17 protein-coding genes and 12 tRNA genes are annotated in these 18,839 nt (G+C 33.0%); 1 reads left to right on the forward strand and 28 read right to left on the reverse strand.

Going from position 1 to position 18,839, the window contains the following annotated elements; all coding sequences use genetic code 11:
* Positions 1–152: 152 nt before the first annotated feature.
* Entirely contained in the window at positions 153–1,421 is a 1,269-nt protein-coding gene (locus B5X64_RS05330; protein WP_228418744.1) for a TROVE domain-containing protein, read from the reverse strand.
* A 497-nt stretch (positions 1,422–1,918) separates the two neighbouring features.
* Here B5X64_RS05330 and B5X64_RS05335 point away from each other — a divergent pair, with 497 nt between their 5' ends.
* Positions 1,919–2,365 carry a VOC family protein gene (locus B5X64_RS05335; protein ID WP_079464252.1) on the forward strand — a complete coding sequence of 149 codons (447 nt, stop codon included), beginning with the start codon at positions 1,919–1,921 and terminating at the stop codon, positions 2,363–2,365.
* A gap of 23 nt (positions 2,366–2,388) precedes the next feature.
* On the opposite strand, the gene B5X64_RS05340 is transcribed toward B5X64_RS05335, so the two are convergent.
* The 27 genes from B5X64_RS05340 to B5X64_RS05460 form a co-directional block, all read right to left on the reverse strand.
* The gene (locus B5X64_RS05340; protein ID WP_079464253.1) at positions 2,389–3,417 is read right to left on the reverse strand and encodes a DNA topoisomerase IV subunit B family protein; all 1,029 of its coding nucleotides are present in this window, start codon (positions 3,415–3,417) and stop codon (positions 2,389–2,391) included.
* A 58-nt stretch (positions 3,418–3,475) separates the two neighbouring features.
* Positions 3,476–4,024: a 3'-5' exonuclease gene (locus B5X64_RS05345; protein WP_079464254.1), complete on the reverse strand. Its 549-nt coding sequence runs from the start codon at positions 4,022–4,024 to the stop codon at positions 3,476–3,478.
* A gap of 114 nt (positions 4,025–4,138) precedes the next feature.
* Entirely contained in the window at positions 4,139–4,681 is a 543-nt protein-coding gene (locus B5X64_RS05350) for a 3'-5' exonuclease (RefSeq protein WP_079464255.1), read from the reverse strand.
* A gap of 187 nt (positions 4,682–4,868) precedes the next feature.
* A complete protein-coding gene (locus B5X64_RS05355) occupies positions 4,869–5,432 on the reverse strand; it encodes a metallophosphoesterase (RefSeq protein ID WP_079464256.1) in 564 nt (187 codons plus the stop codon).
* A gap of 14 nt (positions 5,433–5,446) precedes the next feature.
* A complete protein-coding gene (locus tag B5X64_RS05360) occupies positions 5,447–6,004 on the reverse strand; it encodes a DinB family protein (protein WP_079464257.1) in 558 nt (185 codons plus the stop codon).
* Positions 6,004–6,375 (reverse strand): cyclic-phosphate processing receiver domain-containing protein, encoded by a 372-nt coding sequence (locus B5X64_RS05365; RefSeq protein ID WP_079464258.1) that lies wholly within the window; start codon positions 6,373–6,375, stop codon positions 6,004–6,006. The genes B5X64_RS05360 and B5X64_RS05365 overlap by 1 nt, the downstream gene beginning before the upstream one ends.
* 4 nt (positions 6,376–6,379) lie before the next feature.
* Complete coding sequence (locus tag B5X64_RS05370) at positions 6,380–6,925, reverse strand: 3'-5' exonuclease (RefSeq protein ID WP_079464259.1); 546 nt, start codon at positions 6,923–6,925, stop codon at positions 6,380–6,382.
* Positions 6,926–6,938: 13 nt separating this feature from the next.
* Positions 6,939–7,715 (reverse strand): ATP-grasp domain-containing protein, encoded by a 777-nt coding sequence (locus B5X64_RS05375; protein ID WP_079464260.1) that lies wholly within the window; start codon positions 7,713–7,715, stop codon positions 6,939–6,941.
* Between the two features lie 124 nt (positions 7,716–7,839).
* Complete coding sequence (locus B5X64_RS05380; protein WP_079464261.1) at positions 7,840–8,325, reverse strand: ribonuclease H-like YkuK family protein; 486 nt, start codon at positions 8,323–8,325, stop codon at positions 7,840–7,842.
* A 106-nt stretch (positions 8,326–8,431) separates the two neighbouring features.
* Positions 8,432–8,504 (reverse strand) — tRNA-Gln (locus B5X64_RS05385).
* A 74-nt stretch (positions 8,505–8,578) separates the two neighbouring features.
* Positions 8,579–8,640 (reverse strand) — tRNA-Phe (locus B5X64_RS05390).
* A gap of 99 nt (positions 8,641–8,739) precedes the next feature.
* Positions 8,740–8,813, reverse strand: a tRNA-Leu gene (locus tag B5X64_RS05395).
* Between the two features lie 101 nt (positions 8,814–8,914).
* Positions 8,915–8,987 (reverse strand) — tRNA-Glu (locus B5X64_RS05400).
* 166 nt (positions 8,988–9,153) lie between these two features.
* A tRNA-Tyr gene (locus B5X64_RS22750) sits at positions 9,154–9,237 on the reverse strand.
* 190 nt (positions 9,238–9,427) lie between these two features.
* A tRNA-Cys gene (locus B5X64_RS22755) sits at positions 9,428–9,509 on the reverse strand.
* A gap of 297 nt (positions 9,510–9,806) precedes the next feature.
* Positions 9,807–9,878: transfer RNA gene (locus B5X64_RS05405), tRNA-Asn, on the reverse strand.
* Positions 9,879–10,255: 377 nt separating this feature from the next.
* Positions 10,256–10,340 (reverse strand) — tRNA-Ser (locus B5X64_RS22760).
* 83 nt (positions 10,341–10,423) lie between these two features.
* Positions 10,424–10,497 (reverse strand) — tRNA-Lys (locus tag B5X64_RS05415).
* A gap of 7 nt (positions 10,498–10,504) precedes the next feature.
* Positions 10,505–10,578, reverse strand: a tRNA-Arg gene (locus tag B5X64_RS05420).
* 19 nt (positions 10,579–10,597) lie between these two features.
* Positions 10,598–10,659, reverse strand: a tRNA-OTHER gene (locus B5X64_RS22765).
* A gap of 7 nt (positions 10,660–10,666) precedes the next feature.
* Positions 10,667–10,734, reverse strand: a tRNA-His gene (locus B5X64_RS05425).
* An 804-nt stretch (positions 10,735–11,538) separates the two neighbouring features.
* Positions 11,539–11,805, reverse strand: a complete 267-nt coding sequence (locus B5X64_RS05435) for a hypothetical protein (protein WP_079464263.1) — start codon at positions 11,803–11,805, stop codon at positions 11,539–11,541.
* Positions 11,806–11,832: 27 nt separating this feature from the next.
* Positions 11,833–12,849 (reverse strand): tetratricopeptide repeat protein, encoded by a 1,017-nt coding sequence (locus B5X64_RS05440; protein ID WP_079464264.1) that lies wholly within the window; start codon positions 12,847–12,849, stop codon positions 11,833–11,835.
* Positions 12,842–14,491 carry a hypothetical protein gene (locus B5X64_RS05445; RefSeq protein ID WP_079464265.1) on the reverse strand — a complete coding sequence of 550 codons (1,650 nt, stop codon included), beginning with the start codon at positions 14,489–14,491 and terminating at the stop codon, positions 12,842–12,844. The genes B5X64_RS05440 and B5X64_RS05445 overlap by 8 nt, the downstream gene beginning before the upstream one ends.
* Complete coding sequence (locus tag B5X64_RS05450; protein ID WP_079464266.1) at positions 14,475–16,877, reverse strand: hypothetical protein; 2,403 nt, start codon at positions 16,875–16,877, stop codon at positions 14,475–14,477. The genes B5X64_RS05445 and B5X64_RS05450 overlap by 17 nt, the downstream gene beginning before the upstream one ends.
* A complete protein-coding gene (locus B5X64_RS05455) occupies positions 16,868–17,611 on the reverse strand; it encodes a hypothetical protein (protein WP_079464267.1) in 744 nt (247 codons plus the stop codon). Before B5X64_RS05455 ends, B5X64_RS05450 begins: the two co-directional genes overlap by 10 nt.
* Positions 17,584–18,717: an AAA family ATPase gene (locus B5X64_RS05460; RefSeq protein WP_079464268.1), complete on the reverse strand. Its 1,134-nt coding sequence runs from the start codon at positions 18,715–18,717 to the stop codon at positions 17,584–17,586. The genes B5X64_RS05455 and B5X64_RS05460 overlap by 28 nt, the downstream gene beginning before the upstream one ends.
* Positions 18,718–18,839: the final 122 nt, after the last annotated feature.

The following is an 18,839-nucleotide window of genomic DNA, read 5'->3' on the forward strand; positions in this document are numbered from 1 at the left end:
AACGGCATCCTTTTTCTGAAATGGCTTGAAAAAAGCGTTGGCGAAAAAGATATAGTGGAAAGCGGGATCAAGCTTCTAAATTACAGTAATATTCAGGATAAAATCATTCATCATTTATCACTTATAATTTATTCTAATTAAAGCAGCACCTTTTACAGCACTACTTTTTTAATCATTTCTACTGCCGATTTTTTGCCTTCCAAAGCATTCAATACATCGAAAATTTTGTCGGACCAACCTGCGATAAGATAGACATCATTTTTTCGGACATCCAACGGTGGTTTTCCGTAACCAGCCAAATCAAATAGATACAATTTTGCATTCGGATTGATTTTTTTGTATCGGCTCCAAGAGTTTTCGAAAGCATTGGTAAATCCACCGGTATCCCACATTTGAGTATCGGTAAACAACATGATTTTATCTGCTTTTTCTTTTTTGTTGATTAAATCTTCAAGCACAAGATGACCATTCGTGGAATAACCCACTTCACCTTCTCTTTTGTAGAATGCATCTACGTTTCTCAGAATACCGTTTTTCGGCATCGGAACTCTTTTCCAACGGTCACCAAACATACCTGTAATCACGTTTTTGCACTGCGACTGCAACATCATCGACATTAACAGACCGATATCGTACAACAAAACTTTAGATCTCGGAGAAATTGACTGTTGCATCGAACCCGAAACATCTGCCGCAATCACTACCGAAGTTTCGAAGCCAAAACCTTTGATGTTTTTTGCACTTACCATCATCGCATCTTCCAATGCTTCCAGGATCGATGACAAATATGGTGAATCGATTGTTTTCAATTCTCTATACGCCGCCAAAAATCTGAATGGCAATTGTTTTGAGTTTCTTACCGCTTTTTCATCTGACAAATAGTTGCAAACTTTGTACATCGCATCAGAAGAAACTTTGGCTTCCAAAATATTTCTAAGGTTTCTCAAAGTCGCCATATAACCCAATTTGTTGCTGAAGATCAATTCTTCCCATTTGTTTTTGAAAGCTGATTTTCTTTCAGCGTCATCGGCAAATTTGGTCTGACCCAACATTGAAAGTTCAACTTCCCAAGTATAAGGAGTTTCCAATGCATCGTTGACGATCTTGTTGAAAATTGCCTGCTGATTTCCATCTTTTGCTTTTGGGTGAACCAAGAACAAAGCATCTTTTAAAGTAACTTCTGCTTTTCTGTTGTATTTTGCGAATTGGTATTCATCAAATTTGTTGAAAGATTTTACCAAACCTTTTTGGATTTGTTTTGAAAGTTTATTCAACTTTTTAGTTTCCGTTCTTTCGTTTGCCAATTGGTAATACGCCAGTAATTCTGTGATTTCATCAGCTCTTTGGATAACTCCGTCAACGGTTTTACTTATCAAGTCAGTACCCATGAAATTTGATTTTCTTAAAAAATTAAATTTCATGGGTACTGTTTTTATTGTTAAACATTTTTGGAGGATTATCACTTCCTCTCTGATTTTTTATGCAAAGTAAAAGTGGTGTTGCGCAGTGTTTTTGCGTAGTGAAAAGATTTCTGAAAAAGTTTTCATTTTTTGTTGGAAAATCGCAAAGACGCAAAGCTTTATTTTGTTACAAACTGTTTTTAAGACGCAAGGATTTTATCTGCGAAAAAATTCATTGTGTTGTCGTTGTGAGGGATGAAATGATTTTAAAAAGATATATCCAAGAATTTTGTCATTCCGTAGAAATCTAAGTGGTAGTGATAATTTAGATTCCACGCTTCACTGCGTTCCGCTCTGAATGACAAACATACCGTCGAATTTTAAAAAAGCTAACAACAAGCAACTATCAACAAACTACCAAATACAATTTGTCTATCATTCATTTAATATAAAGGAATCAACAATGTAAAATTTTTGAAAATCTCTTTTCTAGCTTTGTTTTGATTAAAATTAAAACTATGATTAAAGGATTATATGAAACTCACGTCCAGGTAAGTAATCTGGAAAATGCTATTCAATTTTACACTGAAGTTTTAGGATTGGAATTCGCTCATAAAGACGAAAACCGTCCCATTGCTTTTTTATGGATTGGAAAAAATAAAGAATCCATGCTTGGATTGTGGGAGCAGAAAGAAAATTTGCAGACCAGACATTTTGCTTTTGCGGCTGATAAAGAAGACATTCTGAATTATTCAGTTGAGTTTTTGAAAAATAAAAATTTAAAACCTTACAACTTTTTAAAAGACGGAATTGATAAGCCAATGGTTTTTGCTTGGATGCCCGCTTTAGCGATTTATTTTAATGATCCTGATGGAAATCAACTGGAATTTATTTCGATCTTGGAAGGTGATGCAAAGCCAGAATTGGGTGTGCTTTCTTATGAGGAATGGTTGGAGAGAAAATAAAAGATACGTTTTGAAAACGGAGTCTAATAACTACTTTGTAAAATATCAATAATATCATTTAATTTATCTTTTTTATCTGAAAAATAAAATTTCAATTCCTGATAAACGAATTCTTTAATTTCACTCTGAACTTTGGGAGTTCCTAATTTCCATCGTGTAGCACCTAAAAAAGAAAGTTCACCATTAACTGAAGCATACAACAAGAGATGATTTTTTAGTTTTGTATTTGAAATATTTAGCTTCAAATTACTCTTCACAGCTTCTTCTTTTAAGAATTTTTTAAACCCTTGTAAAATTCCATTCAAAAGAGACCCTCCTAAAATTGTTTCTTTATAATTGGCATAAACTTTAATTCTTGGTTTTAAACTCAAACCTTCAACAAAAGCTAGTGATAATGAATATGAAAAATCTGTTTTTTTATTAAGATTTAGTTTAAAAAAAGGAGAATTATATCTAAAATTCTTCTCTATTTCGAAATCGATTATTTCTGATAAACCTTTTGGGTAATGAAAAATATTGATTTGTAATTCAGTAGATGATTTATCAATACTTTTGATTTTAAGTTCTGAATTTAAAAAACCATACCTTCTTAATAAGGTATTTAAATGCGGATAACTTAAGTTTAAATTTTTAAAAATATCTTTATCAATTGTAAAATCAAATTTTATTTTACGAGCCTCATCATTAATAATTTCATTTTCAATTTTAAATATTCCCTTATTAGAGCTTAAAACAAAATTTTCATTAATTTCAATTTTCAAAAAATCAGACAAAGCAACAAGACAGGCTATCGAAAGGTAAAAATGTGAATCTTTGTAATTATTAATATTTTTAATTGCATTTGATAATAAAGTTGAGCTTTTAGTACTTTTACTTTCTATAATAACACGATTATTTTTATACAATATACAAATAACTTCATAAAATTCTATTGCTATAAAATCCTGAATTAAATAGTGAATTAATTCATTAAATCCCGAATTATCTAAAGCTCCAATATACATTCCCGGTCGCTTCCTGATGTGTTCTAAAACATTATAATTCTCAGTCATAAATAAAATAAAAATCCCTCTAAATATACGAATTTCAAAAGGTTTTATTAAATTTTGCCTACACTTTTTTCAAACACCAAAATAGAATCTTGGCAATATTCTTCACATCGTCAATTCCTCTGTGATGTGTGCCCACTAAAGGAAATTTCAATTCTTTCAAAGCCCTATCCATTCCTACGCTTTTTCGAATCGGATGCAATTGAGCGAATAACGTTTTAACATTAATGTGGTCATCACTCAAAGGATAATCGACATTGAATCTTCTTGCCTGATTTTGAAGCATATTCAAATCATAGTTTCCGTAGCTTGCCCAAGTCAAGTCTTCAGAATTGTATTCTACTCTCAGAATATCCAGAGCATCTTCCAGAAAAATCCCTTCATCATCAAGCATTTGTTGAGTAATAGAAGTCAGTTCCGTACAAAACGGACTCACTTTTGAGTATTGAGGTTTAATTAAAATCCCCTCATTTTGTGAAATCTTACCGGTTTTTGCATCCATAATACAAACTCCGATTTCTATAATTTCACTTTCCTGTCCTCTTGGCGGTCGGTCATTCCAACACGTGGCTTCGAGGTCTATAATTAATATATTGTCTGTTGTTTTCATTTGTTTAAAAAAATTAATATTTGTAGCTGGAAGTCTGAAGCTGGAGGCTGGAAGTCAATTTCGCACCGCAAAAACTTCCCACTTCCTTCATCCATCTTCCTGACCAAATTATTACTACAAAATTTCTCTTAAAATTTTGGCAGCGTTGTAAGCATCGTCTGCTCCGCTGTGATGATTTCCTTCAAAATCCATATTCATATATTTCAGGGCTCTTTTTAAACCCATCATTTTATGAAGTCCGATATGATTTTTGAATTGATACATCACATTAATATAATTTTCTGAGAAAGGATTTTCGATTCCGAGATAATCACACTGTTCCATGATTTGTTCTTTATCAAAATTCCCAAAGCCTGCCCAAGTAAGCGAAGTTGAATGATATTCTTTTTTGATTTTCTCACAGGCTTCCTCAAAATAAATTCCTTTTTCTTCGATTAATTGTGGTGTTATTCCGGTGAGTTCTGTACAAAATTTATTGATTTTAGACCTTTCAGGAATTACATAGATGCTTTGTTTCCTGGAAATTGCTTTTGTTGTTCTGTTTAATTCGCAAATTCCGATTTCTATGATATCAACTTTTTGTCCAGCTGGGATTCTATCGTTTTCCCAGCATGTGGCTTCCAAATCGATGATTAATATTTCATTGGTTGTTTTCATTTTACTATTTTATTACATATTTTTTCATTCATCTGCATTTGGTTTTCATTGGAGGAGAGGTGGGAAGAAATACCCTAAAGAAGAATTGATGTTGCTGCTAAAGCTCTGCAAAGATAAAACCATCAGTACGCATTCTATTTACGCAGTAAAAAATAATTTCAAAAAAAACTCCCCGAAGGGAGCTATTTTAATTTCTTGGTGCAAAAGGCGGTGTCCATTTCTTTTTCTTCATCAATTCTTTGATTTCTTCATAAGAAACAGGATAAAAATTATGGCAATCAACACCTACATCAATACTTAAAGCATTTTCATCATCCGATAATGTTCCGTGTGAATGACCGTATAATTGCCATGTTCCGTGATGAGAACCGTTCCAGGTGCGCATTGCGTAATGAAAAAGCATGATCTTCTGTTTGCCCATTTTATGACTTTCGTCTTCCACATAAAGCTCGTGGTAATCTTTGATCCATTCGAACCTTTCCGGAACCCGAAGCGCAGAATATTCATGATTGCCTTTTATCAGATGGATTTTTCCATTTAGTCTGTCTAAAATTTCTTTTGTAAAATCTGGTTTTCCTAAACTTACATCGCCCAAGTGATAGACAGTATCATCTTTTCCTATTTTTTCGTTCCATCGTTTGATAAGTTGCTCATTCATTTCCTCCGTCGACTCAAAAGGCCGTTCGGAAAATTTTATAATATTGGCATGACCGAAATGATGGTCTGCCGTAAAAAATATATTTGTTTGCATTTTTTTTAATTTTTTTAATTGTTTTCTAATTCATTATTTTCCATCTGAGTAACGTTTCTCTGAGCGTGAAGTGAAAGGAAATAAATGTATTCATACACATTGATTTTTCCCAATCCATTCACGGTCATTGTTGTTTCACAGAGAAGACCTTCTCCATTTTTCATCAAGTCTAAATAGTTTAAGCATTGATGATATTGTTGAGAAATTAAACTACTGATTTTATTTAAATTCAATTCTCCTTTGGGCTCCATATGTTCTGGTCTTATCAATTCAAACGCACCATACTCGCCTACTTTCTCAAATTTTTCTTTATCGAAACTGTAGTTTTCTATTTCAAAATTTAAATCAAGATTGCGATAATTTCGCATTGCTTTTTTTGAACCTTTATCAATAAGAATCAACAAGTAAAAGTTCGTCAAATAAATATGCTCTAAAATCTGTTGAACCGTCCAACCTCCATTTGAAGGTTGATAATTCAAGGTTCTATTATCTTTATCAAACCATCTGTCAACCTCATCGAAACTGAGATTCAAATGCTTTCTTATATCTTGAATTAATCTAAAAATGTCCATTACAATTTTTTAAAGTTGTTTAAAAGTCCTTCAATATTTTCCTTTCCAACAGGATTCATGGAGTGGCAATAGAATTTTGGTAAGTCCAAATAGTTATCCATACAATATTCTACCAGCCATTTTGCACAATCATAGCCTGTTTTTTCAACAAACTCCTGAGAATTTGGTTCTAAATAATGTTCATCTGCAAGGTCATGGTCAAAAGAAATCATTTCCGGAAGTCCTTTTTCCAAAATTCTGTTGACAAACTGCTCATAATTTCGAACGATATACCAATCTTTTCTGAGAAAAATATCCTGTTTGGTATAATGATAGGCCTCAAACGGATATCTTATATCATCCAGAAATAGTAATCTTTTTGTTAACTCCATTGCTTTAGTTTTTTAAAACTTGATACAATAATTTTGCTGTGTTAAAAGCGTCATCTGCACCATTATGATTGCTCCCTTCAAATTCTATATTTCTTGTCTGAAGTTCTTTCAATAATCCAATTGGCTTTTCACCAGTCATTAAACTTATCAAAACCTTCAAATCAAGATACGTTTCACTAAAGGGAAATTTAATATCAAATTCTTGACATTGACTTTCCATAATTGATTTGTCAAATCCACCATAACCGGCGTATGTTCTTCGTAATGAATTGTATCTGTTTTTGATATTTGAACAGGCTTCTTTAAAAGAAATCCCTTCTTTTTCTAGTTCTCCAGAAGTAATTCCTGTCAATTTTGTACAATATTCGCTTACTTCCGATCGTGTCGGTTTTATCAAATAGCTTCTTTTGTCTTCGATATTTCCGTCCGACATATTGAGTTTGCAAATTCCGATTTCAATGATTTCTCTTTTTTGATCTTCAGGAGTTTGCCCTTTTTCCCAACATGTAGCTTCGATATCTATGACAATTACTTTGTCGTATAAAAACATTTTAATTTATTTTTTAATTGGAAAAGTAAATATTCAATGCTTTGATAATACTTTTCACGTTGGTGTTTGGATAAAATCCGGAACTATTGATACAATTTATTTCAACAATTTTCCAGCCTTCATCTGTTAAACAAATATCCATTACAAAAGCTTCTTCAAGATTGAAAAGTTGGATCATTTTATTGGCGAAATTTAATCCATCTTCTGACACGTTTTCTTCGAAAGGTGCATTATCATTAAATTTATAATATCCTGCATCGATAATCTGTCCGCCAACGATCCAAAGTCTAGCTTCTTTTATTGTTAGTTTTGCTTCAGAAATCTGAACCAAAGAATCTTCTGTAATTCTGTTGGATCTATTTTTCAATGCTTCAAAAACAAAATCTTTCCATTCTGTTTCACTGAAAACTTTTCCTGTGAAAATTTTAGCTTCATTGTAAGGTTTGATGAATTTAATTTCACCTTTTTTCCAAATCAATTCTTCTGAAATTTTATGAACGGAAACTTTGTGATTCAAAAGGTTTTCACCATAAAATTTAGAATACACTTCATACAAATGATTGCCTCCGTAAAAAGAACCGGGAAACCAATCGGTATTTTGTTTTGCCAATCTCGCGATCGTCACCGAACCGTAAACGAAAACATCTTTTCTGTCTGTTTCGAAGTCTATTTTTTCTGCTGTTGGAGGAATATTAATTACACTGTAATCAATATTCAATTCTTCCAAAGCATCAAAAATTTTATAATGATCGGGGTCTAAATACACATTAGCCTGAACTAAAAAATACATGGTTACTAGTTTTTAAAGGTTCTTTTATTTAATTTTTTTGATGGAAGTTAGAAGCGGGATGTGGGGAGTTAATATCATACTGTTAAAAAACTTCCAACTTCCTACATCTCGCTTCCAGCTTTTATTACACCATCATATCAGCACAATTTGAACTTGCAAATGCGTAAGGTTTTGCTTTAAATATATAACCCATTCCCATAATGTACCCCATTGCATCTTTCAAAGCAACATTGGATTTAAAATCCGGGTCGGTGTTAATGTCTGCGTGTACCTCCATTTCCACATCATATGTTTCCAGAATAGAGCAAATGGCGTAGGCGATTTCTACGGATTTGTTGACCTCGTTCAACATTCGCTCTTTGATACTGATATTCTGTATTTCTCTTTCTTTTCTGATAAAGGTAAACGCTCCTTTTCCCTCACGAATAAAGACCACTGCCGTAGCATAATTAATGGCGTCACCGTAAACGTGGGAGTCTGAACCCACACACACTTTCAGTCGATGTCCATTTGCCTGTTCGCGAATGATGGCTTCTTCTACCAATTGCGTGATAGAATGTTGGAAAAATTTTCCGGTCATGTTTTGCCATGTTTGTTGTTGCGTTTCCATTTTTTCTACATGTTTAAGTTTTATATTTTTTATAATTCATAAATGATTTTTACTTGCGGTTATTTTTCTAATTTCTAATCTCTAGTTTCTAATTTCTATTTTTCTGTTGATTCATCAGGACTCGAACCTGAACAACAAGAGTCAAAGTCTTGTGTGCTGACCAATTACACTATGAATCAGTTTTAATTATAATTGATAAATAATAAGCGATAAATGATATTTTTCCACTGTAAATTCATCATTTATCTTTCTGTGGAGCAGACAGGAATCGAACCTATACCTTTAGTTTTTCAGACTAACCTGCAGACCTGCCCCACCACTCTTCCAGGTTTATGAATGATAATTGATAAGTTATAAATGGTACCATTGCTACTTTTATCATTTATTATTGATGATTTATCAATTATGCTTTTGTACGGAAAGAGGGAGTCGAACCCTCAATATCTTGAGCCTAAATCAAGTGTGTCTGCCAGTTCCACCATTCCCGCAAGTTTTTATGAGTAATGTGTAATTAATAATATAAATTCATACTTAATAATTTATGATGGCAATAATTACTCATTGCACATTACTAATTATTTATATTTTGTACTCTATAAGGGAATCGAACCCTTGTTTTCTGCTCGAAAGGCAGGCGTCCTGAACCGTTAGACGAATAGAGCATTTTTCTTGTGAATGGTGAATCGTCAATTTACTTTGCAGTCAAATTTTTAAAATTGACAATTGACTTATTCATTATTCCCTTTTTTTGACCACTAACCAGGAGTCGAACCTGAACAACAAGAGTATATTTCCTGCATGCTGCCATTACATTATCAGCGGTATTTGTGGAAGTAGTAGAATTTGAACCTACTCAGCAATGAAGCAACAGATTTACAGTCTGCCCCGACTCTCCAACTTCGGCGTACTTCCAAATTTTGATAAATGTTAATTGATAAGAGATAAATGATTTCCATCTTCATTCTAACTTCTAATTTCTAACATCTAATTTCTCTTTTGAAGAAAAACAAAGCCTGTCATTATTTTTTTGTTTGATATAAGAACTTCTACGCTCGACAGACTTTTACTTTTTCTTCGGAACTAATCTCATTTTAGTTATTTGAGATGGTTATGGGATTCAAACCCACTCAGTTTTCACAACGGTTTTGCAGACCGCCCCGACTCTTCCACTTCGGCGAACCATCGTTTTTTTTAAAACTAGTTGTTGGTTTCTAGTTGATAGTTTTTAGAAATATCAAGTTTCTAAATTCTAACTTCTAATTGAAAAATAAAGCCTGTCTTAATTTTTTGTTTGATATAAAAACTTCTGCGCTTTGACAAACTTTATTTTACCTAAAAATTTATATTATGTTTAAATTTCCATTTTTCTGTTTAATTGAGTTAAGAAAAAGCCTGTCTATATTGTGTTTTTGGCGTAAAGATCTTCTGCGCTTGACAAACCTTTTCTCTTCTCTTTGAAACAATTAATATTTAGTTATTTGCGATTCCGGAAAGGCTCGAACTTTCAACTTCCGGTTTAACAGACCGGCGCTCTACCATTGAGCTACAGAATCATTTTTAATTTGCTAATGGTCAATTATCAATCTGACATTGCTTGTCAATTTTAAAAATTCACTTGTGAAACAAAAGTGACAATTGACTATTCATTTTTTTCGTCTGGAAAGCAAGATTGTTCATTGTTCCTTTTTTATTATTTTTTAAAGGCATTCACGAATGCTTCGCATTTCGAACTTGCGACCTCCCGCGTCCAAGACGGGGAAACAACCACCGTTATCCTTCCAGTTTTGCAGATTCACTTCAAAAATCTTCTCCGAGAGACAGTCGGATCGGAAATTTTCTGTGAATCGTTGCAGTCTATGCGAGAATCGAACTCGCGGTGTCCAAGAGACAGTCGGACAGGTTACCATTACCTCAATAGACCATTTTTTTGCGGAGAGCAAAGGAATCGAACCTTCACTACTGTCGTAGAACTCATTAGCAGTAAGCCGCAACAAACCAATATTTGCCTACTCTCCTTTTGTGACCTCGACAAGATTCGAACCTGTAACCCTCGTTTTAGAAAACCGATGCTCTAGCCAATTGAGCTACGAGATCTTTGTAACCCCAGAAAGATTTGAACTTTCAACCCCCGGTTTAAAAGACCGGTGCTCTAACCATTTGAGCTATGAGATTCTATTTGTAATCTCAGAAGGATTCGAACCTTCAACCTTCGGTGTCGTAAACCGACGCTCTATCCAATTGAGCCATGAGATTGTTTTTTTTAACTTTTATGTAATCCCAGAAGGACTCGAACCTTCAACCTTCGGCGTATCCAACCAATTGAGCTATGAGATTTTCACTTTGGGTATCTCCGGGGATCGAACCCTGTTCTCCGGTGCCACAAACCGACGCTTTACCAAATAAGCTAAAGAAACCATAAAAAAAGCGCCTCTTTTCGGGAGGCGCTTTATATTTTTTGACGTGTCGCTATATTAGCTGACCCATTTATATAAGCACCTTTTATCCACAAATTCACTATCAAGAATACACGCAAGTCCCATCGCCTCTTGTCCGTGTCGTCTTGAATACTGATTAGATATGTTATGTAATTGTTTCATTATATTCTTGTTGTGTAAAATTGTTTTTTGAAAAGATTAAAAACGTATTGCTTTTAATTTTCGATTGCAAAGTAAGTATGAAATTTTTTAATCCGCAAATTTATTTTTCAATCAACTACCTGAAAACCAATTAATTATATTCAATTTTTGGAATAGAGAATTTCTGTCTGTAATATTTTACAGATATCAATTTCACCTAAATGACTGTCTCTCATTGGTTTTCCTATCACGTCTTATTTTCTAATTATTTGTTCATTGTTGATTAAATTATTTTCACTTTTATGGTTATTTTTTTTCATTCTAAATAATTCCTGCCCTAAAAACACAAAAAACGCCTCGATGACCGAGGCGTTTCTGCAGTATTTTGATTAAATCTTTACGAGTTTACAGTAAAAAATTTTCAAAGCAAGCACATTTCGCCTCATCAGATATCATCCATTCATATCCAAACGATCCCTTTACTACAGGGTGATCGCATAGATTTAAACTGATATGTGCTCTTTGTATTGTCATAATTTTATTGGTGCAAAGATAATTGTTTTTCTTCTTTAATTTATAATTTTCATGAGAACGGGTAATAAAACTGATAGTTTTTAAAAGCTTTAATCATCAAATATTATAAATCATTACTGTCATTTTCTTCATTCAAAAATTTTTCAAGATCTGGAAGTAAGCTCCCTTGATAATCATATAAACTTTTATGTTCGGAAGTTCTAATAATTACAATCTCTTTTGCTTCCATTAATGAAAGTTGCGGAAATATTTCTCTGCTTTTTTTAATTGTAACCAATGGAGATTTATACTGTTCCATCATTTCATCTACAATTTCGTACACGCTTTTATCTTTATGTTTTAAATGAAGATACTTACTTGTATTATCCATTTTACAATTTTTAATTTTTTAATTAAATCAATTTCTAAACATTTTATTTCTCCCTGTTCTGTATCTCGAAATATCTTTTAAAATCACCTCATCTTTTGGATTGAAATGCTTCAGTTCATTGATGATGGAAGAATGATTTTCTATATTTTCGGCAATGATCTCGTAAGCGATATTCCTTGTTGTTTCCTGTAGTTTTGAATCTTTTTTAAACTCATGTTTCATCGCTTCAAGATAAATTAATTTCTTATCAGAAGGAGTTTTGAGGTATAAATTTTGAATTGTATAATTTAGATTATCAACGTTATTGATATTTACGAAATAGTTATTCAGACAATTAAAAGCATCTTTATTTTCTTCCCAACCTTGTAATAAAATTTTCTGAGCTTCTTCCGGAACATCCATTTTTTTGCGGTAGATAAGAGAAGCTTTCACCATTTGATCGTTGCTTACATAATCATCAACAACCATTTGGTAATAAGAATTCGCATTTTTGGTATCATTAATTTGCATATAAAGATCACCCACTTTTTCTTTTTGCTCGAGCTCTTTATACAGTTCAATTGATTTTTGATATTGCTTTGCTTTTTCAAAACAAGACGCAGCTTCCGATTTATTTTTTAATTTTTTAAGGTAAATCACGGCAGCTTCGTTGTACAAACCACCATCTTCAAGCGTTTTTGCACCACGGTAATTGTCATTCAGCAAATTCATATACACTTTTGCGGCTCTTGTATAATCTTTTTCGGCAATGTATTTTTCGGCTAGTTCTTCGTACTTGTTTCTGATTCTGTCGAACAAAGAATTTTCAAGATAAAAATTTCCTCCACTACCTTTTCTTCCTGAAGAATTTCCAGATTTTTCTTTATTTTCAAGAGCGATGATTACAAAAAATATAATTACTAAAACTACTATGAAAATCACCAGATTTCCAATAACGCTCCAAAATGTTTTCTGAAAAAGCTCAGCAAAAATCGCAATGATTTTAATAATTGCCAAAACCACAAGTGCTCTCAGAAACTTATCGATAAACTTCTGCTTATTCATTCTCTTCAGATTTTAAAATGGTTTTATCTTCGCGAAAAAGTCTGTACAAAAGAAGAGCTACACAAATAATCAATATCCAGACAAACCAGTTATAGCCAAACATTTCGATGATTGGATAAAAAATATAACTCAACAGAGCAATCAAAACAACCATGAGGAAGATCTTGATTCCTATCGGAACATTTTCGCCACCGAAATGTATTTTTTTCTTTTTAAAAAGGAATGAGTACAATCCTACAGCTCCTGCCATTAAAACAATTAGCCAAAAAATATCTGATGCCGAAACTTTTTCAGAATCACTTGACTCGCCTTTATTCCCTTCAAGATAAGCCTGCGAATTTTCATCCATATTAGAAATTGGTGGCTCAATAGTTCCGTAGCGTTTCCCTAAAGAGTCAGCCATCAAAATCTGTTTTTTATTGAGAACCATTTTCACGACACCTTTATCGGCAGGAATTCCGTTTCCTTCTTTTTTGAGAGAATCTGTGATTTTATTTTGTAGTTTTTCGGTATTTTCTGTAATTACTTTTACTATTTTTTTATTGTAAATCGTTTTGAGAGAATCTTTTGTTTTTCCTTCATCAATTCTATATTTCTCAACATCTTTCACCACATCATCCATTGATTTTTCGTGAAATTCTTTCGTTGCTTCATGAAAATCATTCATCAATTTCCCTCTTCGCTTTCTGTAAATAGAATCAATTTTTATATCAATATCAGTAATCCCAGATTTAAACGCCAAAATTTTTCCGATCTTGTTTTGCTGTTGAACTTTCCCGGAATTCACATGTTCCTCGGTCTCATCCTTAGTCAACTGAAATCCTATTCTCGCAACGACAATTAAAATGATAAAAACAAAAAAGAGCCAGCGGTAATTCCCTGAACCTGAGTTTTCCTCTGAAGAATTATCACTTCCACTAAAAAAGTTTTGAAACCAAGTTCCAAATTTGAATTTACCAAACCCATCTCCTCTGGAAGTTCCCATAATATCTAACGGAACTCCCAATTCTACAGCTCTTTCAGGATATTTTTCAATATATTTTAAATATTTTTCGATTTCCTTTTTATTTCCTGCCATTACTTTTTTCATATCAAAAGGCAGGTTTTTCATCCACTCTTCTTCAGTTTGCGGTTTTTGAAGCGCTTCCATCACTTGGTCATCATCCATTTCCACCATAAAACTTTTAATTTCTTGGGAAATTGTTACTCCTTTTGATGGTTTTCGAATCTTATCTTCTGATTGTTTAGGATGATTAATTAGTGAAATCCAATCAATTTCTTCATTCAATTTCACCAACCCGAAATCAGGATGCATCACCAGAAAATCAGCATTGATATTTTGCCAGTCTTCAGGATTGATTTTAGGATAAAAAGTGGTGTTTTCAGGAATAAAAAACCTGTCTTCAATACTTTGAAAATAAGAATTCTTGCCAATTTCAGAAGGAGCAAGGTTTTTAAAAATTAAAAAGCATCCATACAGAATATTGGGTTCGTTGGAAGGAATTGGAAATGACCGAACTTCATTTAAATCAATTCCTAAAGTTTCCATTTCGTGCAGCCACGTCAATGGTGAAGAACTTTTTATTAAAAGTCCTTTTTTAGGATAATTGTTTTTCGGAAAAGGTTTAATTCTCAGTTCCATATTCTACAATTTGATGAATAAATGGGTCTAAATATTCCATAATCATATCTTCCATTTTTCTCATTTTCAGCAAAGTGGTTTCAGGCAAATAATATTCTGAGCCCCCAAATTCTGTATGGCTCGCCAAAGCCAAATAGCCAGCTTCGGTAGATGGAATGTAAAATTCCGGAACATTTTGATTACTGCTTTTAAAAGTCAGCATTCCACGGGAATCTGTAATGATTTCGCTGCCTTCTGAAAATGTAAATCTATTTTTATTTTGCTGAGCAAAAATCTTCATCGGATATTTATTTCTGTAAAAAACCAATGAATGATCATAATTCTGGGTCAGTTCATTATTAGAAATCACTAATCCAAATTCAGTATTGATTCCGACATTATTGAAATTATTTAAAATTTTAACTCCGATATTATTCAATTTATTGAGTTCAGTTTCAACTTTTGAATTATTTTTATCCATTTCATTAACCTTGTCGAAAGTTTCTTCTAAAGAAATATCACCATCGATGTTTATCCTGTAGTTGTAAGGAATTTCAATTTGGTGTAAATAAAAATTTTTATCAAAATAGATCAATTTATGCTGATGGGGAATTTTATGCCCTGACAAATTCAGTTCAGAATATTCTTTTGTATTTAAGTTTAATTTAGAAATCAATTTTTTATCCCGTTGATAATGGCATAAAATAAATTGATGTTGTTTGTTTTTAGCTAAAGCAAACTGGCCTTTTGGCCTCACCGAAATATCTTCAAACAAAACCTCACAACCCCGATGAATTTTATACTGATCGTAATAATTTTTATTGTAATAATTATCAGATAAATAGGTTTTAAGCAACTGTTTTTTAGAACTTAAAATAAAAAACTCGCCTTCATACAAAAATGTAGCAATTCTATTTTTTGAAGTTGGAAATAAAATCGGATAATTCAAAGGAACATCTGCTTTTTTACTTCTCAGAGAGTTGTTATTTTCTCCTTTTTGATTTCTCTTCGGTGGATTTGCCCATAATTCCTGCAACGGAAGCATGATTTTCTGGACGTGTTTTCTTGTTCCTTTATGATGCTTGTAAAAATTCAGTTCACCTTCTGCGGAAGTCGTCACCAAAAATTTCAGTCGATCCCGATTTTCTTGAATAACTTTCTGCAGCTTTTGATTTTCTAAATTTTCCTGATTGGTAATAAAAAAAACTTCAAGATCTTTCTCGGTATGCTCTTCACTAAAAAACTTTTCCAACGATTGAGAAACTTCCAAAACCGGACTTACGATATTAAGATGATCGATCACCTCCTCCACTTGATCAAGCTTGATCGGAATTGAATTTTGTCCTAAAGCAAAAACTTTACATTCAGAATGCGCTTTTGGATGTTTGATAACTGCAATGGCTGATGCAAATGCCAAAACTTTCGGAGTTCCCCAATTTTTCAGAGAAGTATCAATTAAAATAATTCTTTCAAAAACATTTTCTTCAGGCGGGATTTCACGCTGAATGTATAAAGCTTCATTATTTGCAACACGATTCATAAAAACCTCATCTTCATTGGCAAATTCCGACAAAAGCATTCTGCTGAAATCACCTTTGTTGGTCATATCTGAAACGCCTCCAATCGGTTGTTCACCGGGAGAAAGGTGACGCATTGGAATTTTCAGTCCGCTCCAGATTCTTTTAATTAAACTTCCAACCTGGAAAGTTTTGGGTTCTTCGATGAGTTCCTGGATAAAATCTTTATCGGTTTCTATTGTTGTTTCTTCTTCAATAACTTCTTCTTCAATATCAGCAATTTTCAAATTACCTTTCATTACTTGAATAATCATTTGACTTGAAGGAAATTTTTCATTCAAAGCTACCAAGATCCCTAAATCTTTGGAAAACTTCGAAACAGTAATTTCTATTTTCTGTGCTGAATCGGCAATTTTTCGTGAATTTCGTAAATATCCATTTAAAATATATTCCGATTGTTTTTCCGAAATATTATTAGACGCATACTTGAATATTGTCTGTAAAAGAAGAACTCTATTTTTCCCTTTTTTATAATTGTTATGGAGAGATTTTAATGTTTCTAAAAATTGAAATGCAGGACGAATCAAATGTTTAACATATTCATGCCTTGCCAAAGGATGTTTTCTGAGATTTGTTTTAATACCTTTTATATCTAAATATCCTTCGTTTGTTGCATATAAAGCTAATAAAAGAGGGTTCAAAATTGGTAAACCGTTAAGTTGAAGCTCCTTCAAGATCTCAATCAGATAAGGTCTATAAACAACAGCCCCAATATTCTGAAACGAAATAAGATTATTTTCATTATAGCCGGTATCGTCCGGAACATCTTCATCCGTTGTCCATTCCCAGAAATAACTTTCGTAAGATTGGAAATATTCTTTTAATTCCATTCTTGTGATTTTTCAGTCAGACGAAATGAACTTACAGATAGTTTTCTGAAATTCTCTTTATTAATGGATAAAACACTTCCGGTTTCGCTCCACAAAAGCCAGTCTTCGTTGCATTCATTATACTTTCTTTGCAATAAAGAACTCAGATTTTTAAATTCAAAATCAAAACCTGTTGGTAGAAGATGATCATCTTTTAACCAAAAAGTTTTTCCGGGAAAGCCTAATAATGGAGTTCCCATAAATAATGCTTTATCATTAATGACAATCCAATCCAGTTTTTCTAATTTGAATTTTGGTGTCGCAATAATTACGTCTTTAATTTCCGAGATTGAGCAAAGCAAAGCCATTGCAGGCTGTTCTTCTTCACTTGGCTTTAATTTAACTTCAATCTTTTCATCAATTCCAAAAAAATTATTATTTGAAATAGGAAAAGTGAGCTTTAAAGCTTTATCAATCGGAGTCCAGAGCAAAGCGGTTCTCATTTTTTTACTCGGAACCAATGCATCTTTTCTGAATAAAAGTCCATCCCTCAATTCATACAAAATAAAATTCGGCAACTGCTGAATTTCCGACGAAGCGGCCTGTTCATCGGTAAAACCTTTCAGCCAGATTATTTCTTCATCTATCGCAATCTGAACATTTTTCCAGTCACGAATTGCACCAAGAAAATCTTCATCCGCTTTTGGAAGCTCTGCCCAAAAAATTTTTATACTGTTTGAAGAATCTTCTGCCATAAACTTTCAATTTCTTGTTGAATGTATTGTTTTTGCTCAGGATTTCTGATCCAGTCGCATCGGGTTTGAAGATATCTTAATTTATCTTTTATCACGTTTTGCTCTTCAAAACTTAATGTTCCGCTATTCCATTTTTCGATCAGGATTTTCACATCTTTCATCACTTCTTCAGGATTGGGGATTTTATTTTGCAAAGCTTGCGGATGAGACTTTGGATGGTCGTCTTTTTCAATCGTTCTGTTGATAATTCCTTCTAAAATTTCAATCTGTTCTTCGGTGTCCCAAATATGCTTCAGTACCCATAGATCTGAAAGAATAGCTTCGTTTCGACCACAAATTAAAGCACTTGCCGCAATCAGATTTTGCAACTTCACGGCTCTACGGTCGGAAATTGCAATCCCTGTATTTCTAAGATTGATGATTGTATTTAAATAGACTTCGTAAATGGGTTTCAAATCAATACTTTTACACAAATTCTGAAGCTCTCGGATTTCATCTGAAAAGATTTCCGGAGTTTCGGTTTCGAGAATATTTTCGAGTTTTCTACCAGCTAAAAGTACTTGTTGAAGAAGATCCGGATTTACATTATCAACATTAATTCTAATTAAAAAACGGTCAAAAAGTGCATTCAAAGCTTCATCTTCAGGAAGAACGTTACTTGCACCGACAAACATCAATGCAGGAAGCTTCCTTGTTTCTTTTCCTCTTTTGAAAATCTTTTCATTTAAAGCCATCAAAAGAGAATTTAAGATTGCCGAATTGGCATTGAAGATTTCATCCAGAAAAACCATCGACGCTTCAGGCATCATCCCTTCTGTGTTGGTTAACAATTCTCCTTCTTTTAATTTTCTGATATCAAAAGGACCAAAAATTTCGTTGGGTTCGGTGAAACGGGTTAATAGATATTCAAAGTTTTTACCGTCTGTCACCGTATTTGCCAATGTTCTTACAATGGCAGATTTTGCGGTTCCGGGAGGTCCGTATAAAAATGCATTTTCTCTTGCCAACAAACATATTCCGAGCAAATCTACAACGTCATTTTTCCCGACAAAAGTATCTTTAACATAGGCGAGAACTTTGTTTAATTTTTCTATATTTTGAGTCATTTTTTAATTTAATTTTAAACGCAAAGAGCGCAATTTTTTTTTTTAATAGCTAACTGCTTTTAAGTTCGCGAAGGCGTTTGACTTCGTCGAATCTTCGATTTCACTTAACCAAGAAATACAAA

The sequence above is a fragment of the Chryseobacterium balustinum genome (genome assembly GCF_900168205.1).
GTDB lineage: Bacteria > Bacteroidota > Bacteroidia > Flavobacteriales > Weeksellaceae > Chryseobacterium > Chryseobacterium balustinum.

Bases quoted from the DNA above. Each gene is read 5' to 3' on its own strand.
- B5X64_RS05450 (WP_079464266.1), bottom strand. From the start codon at position 16,877: ATGGAATTAAAAGAATATTTCCAATCTTACGAAAGTTATTTCTGGGAA.
- B5X64_RS05370 (WP_079464259.1), bottom strand. From the start codon at position 6,925: ATGTTTTTATACGACAAAGTAATTGTCATAGATATCGAAGCTACATGT.
- B5X64_RS05335 (WP_079464252.1), top strand. From the start codon at position 1,919: ATGATTAAAGGATTATATGAAACTCACGTCCAGGTAAGTAATCTGGAA.
- B5X64_RS05350 (WP_079464255.1), bottom strand. From the start codon at position 4,681: ATGAAAACAACCAATGAAATATTAATCATCGATTTGGAAGCCACATGC.
- B5X64_RS05340 (WP_079464253.1), bottom strand. From the start codon at position 3,417: ATGACTGAGAATTATAATGTTTTAGAACACATCAGGAAGCGACCGGGA.
- B5X64_RS05380 (WP_079464261.1), bottom strand. From the start codon at position 8,325: ATGGAAACGCAACAACAAACATGGCAAAACATGACCGGAAAATTTTTC.
- B5X64_RS05445 (WP_079464265.1), bottom strand. From the start codon at position 14,491: ATGGAACTGAGAATTAAACCTTTTCCGAAAAACAATTATCCTAAAAAA.
- B5X64_RS05355 (WP_079464256.1), bottom strand. From the start codon at position 5,432: ATGCAAACAAATATATTTTTTACGGCAGACCATCATTTCGGTCATGCC.
- B5X64_RS05440 (WP_079464264.1), bottom strand. From the start codon at position 12,849: ATGAATAAGCAGAAGTTTATCGATAAGTTTCTGAGAGCACTTGTGGTT.
- B5X64_RS05345 (WP_079464254.1), bottom strand. From the start codon at position 4,024: ATGAAAACAACAGACAATATATTAATTATAGACCTCGAAGCCACGTGT.
- B5X64_RS05460 (WP_079464268.1), bottom strand. From the start codon at position 18,717: ATGACTCAAAATATAGAAAAATTAAACAAAGTTCTCGCCTATGTTAAA.
- B5X64_RS05435 (WP_079464263.1), bottom strand. From the start codon at position 11,805: ATGGATAATACAAGTAAGTATCTTCATTTAAAACATAAAGATAAAAGC.
- B5X64_RS05360 (WP_079464257.1), bottom strand. From the start codon at position 6,004: ATGGACATTTTTAGATTAATTCAAGATATAAGAAAGCATTTGAATCTC.
- B5X64_RS05455 (WP_079464267.1), bottom strand. From the start codon at position 17,611: ATGGCAGAAGATTCTTCAAACAGTATAAAAATTTTTTGGGCAGAGCTT.
- B5X64_RS05365 (WP_079464258.1), bottom strand. From the start codon at position 6,375: ATGGAGTTAACAAAAAGATTACTATTTCTGGATGATATAAGATATCCG.
- B5X64_RS05330 (WP_228418744.1), bottom strand. From the start codon at position 1,421: ATGAAATTTAATTTTTTAAGAAAATCAAATTTCATGGGTACTGACTTG.
- B5X64_RS05375 (WP_079464260.1), bottom strand. From the start codon at position 7,715: ATGTATTTTTTAGTTCAGGCTAATGTGTATTTAGACCCCGATCATTAT.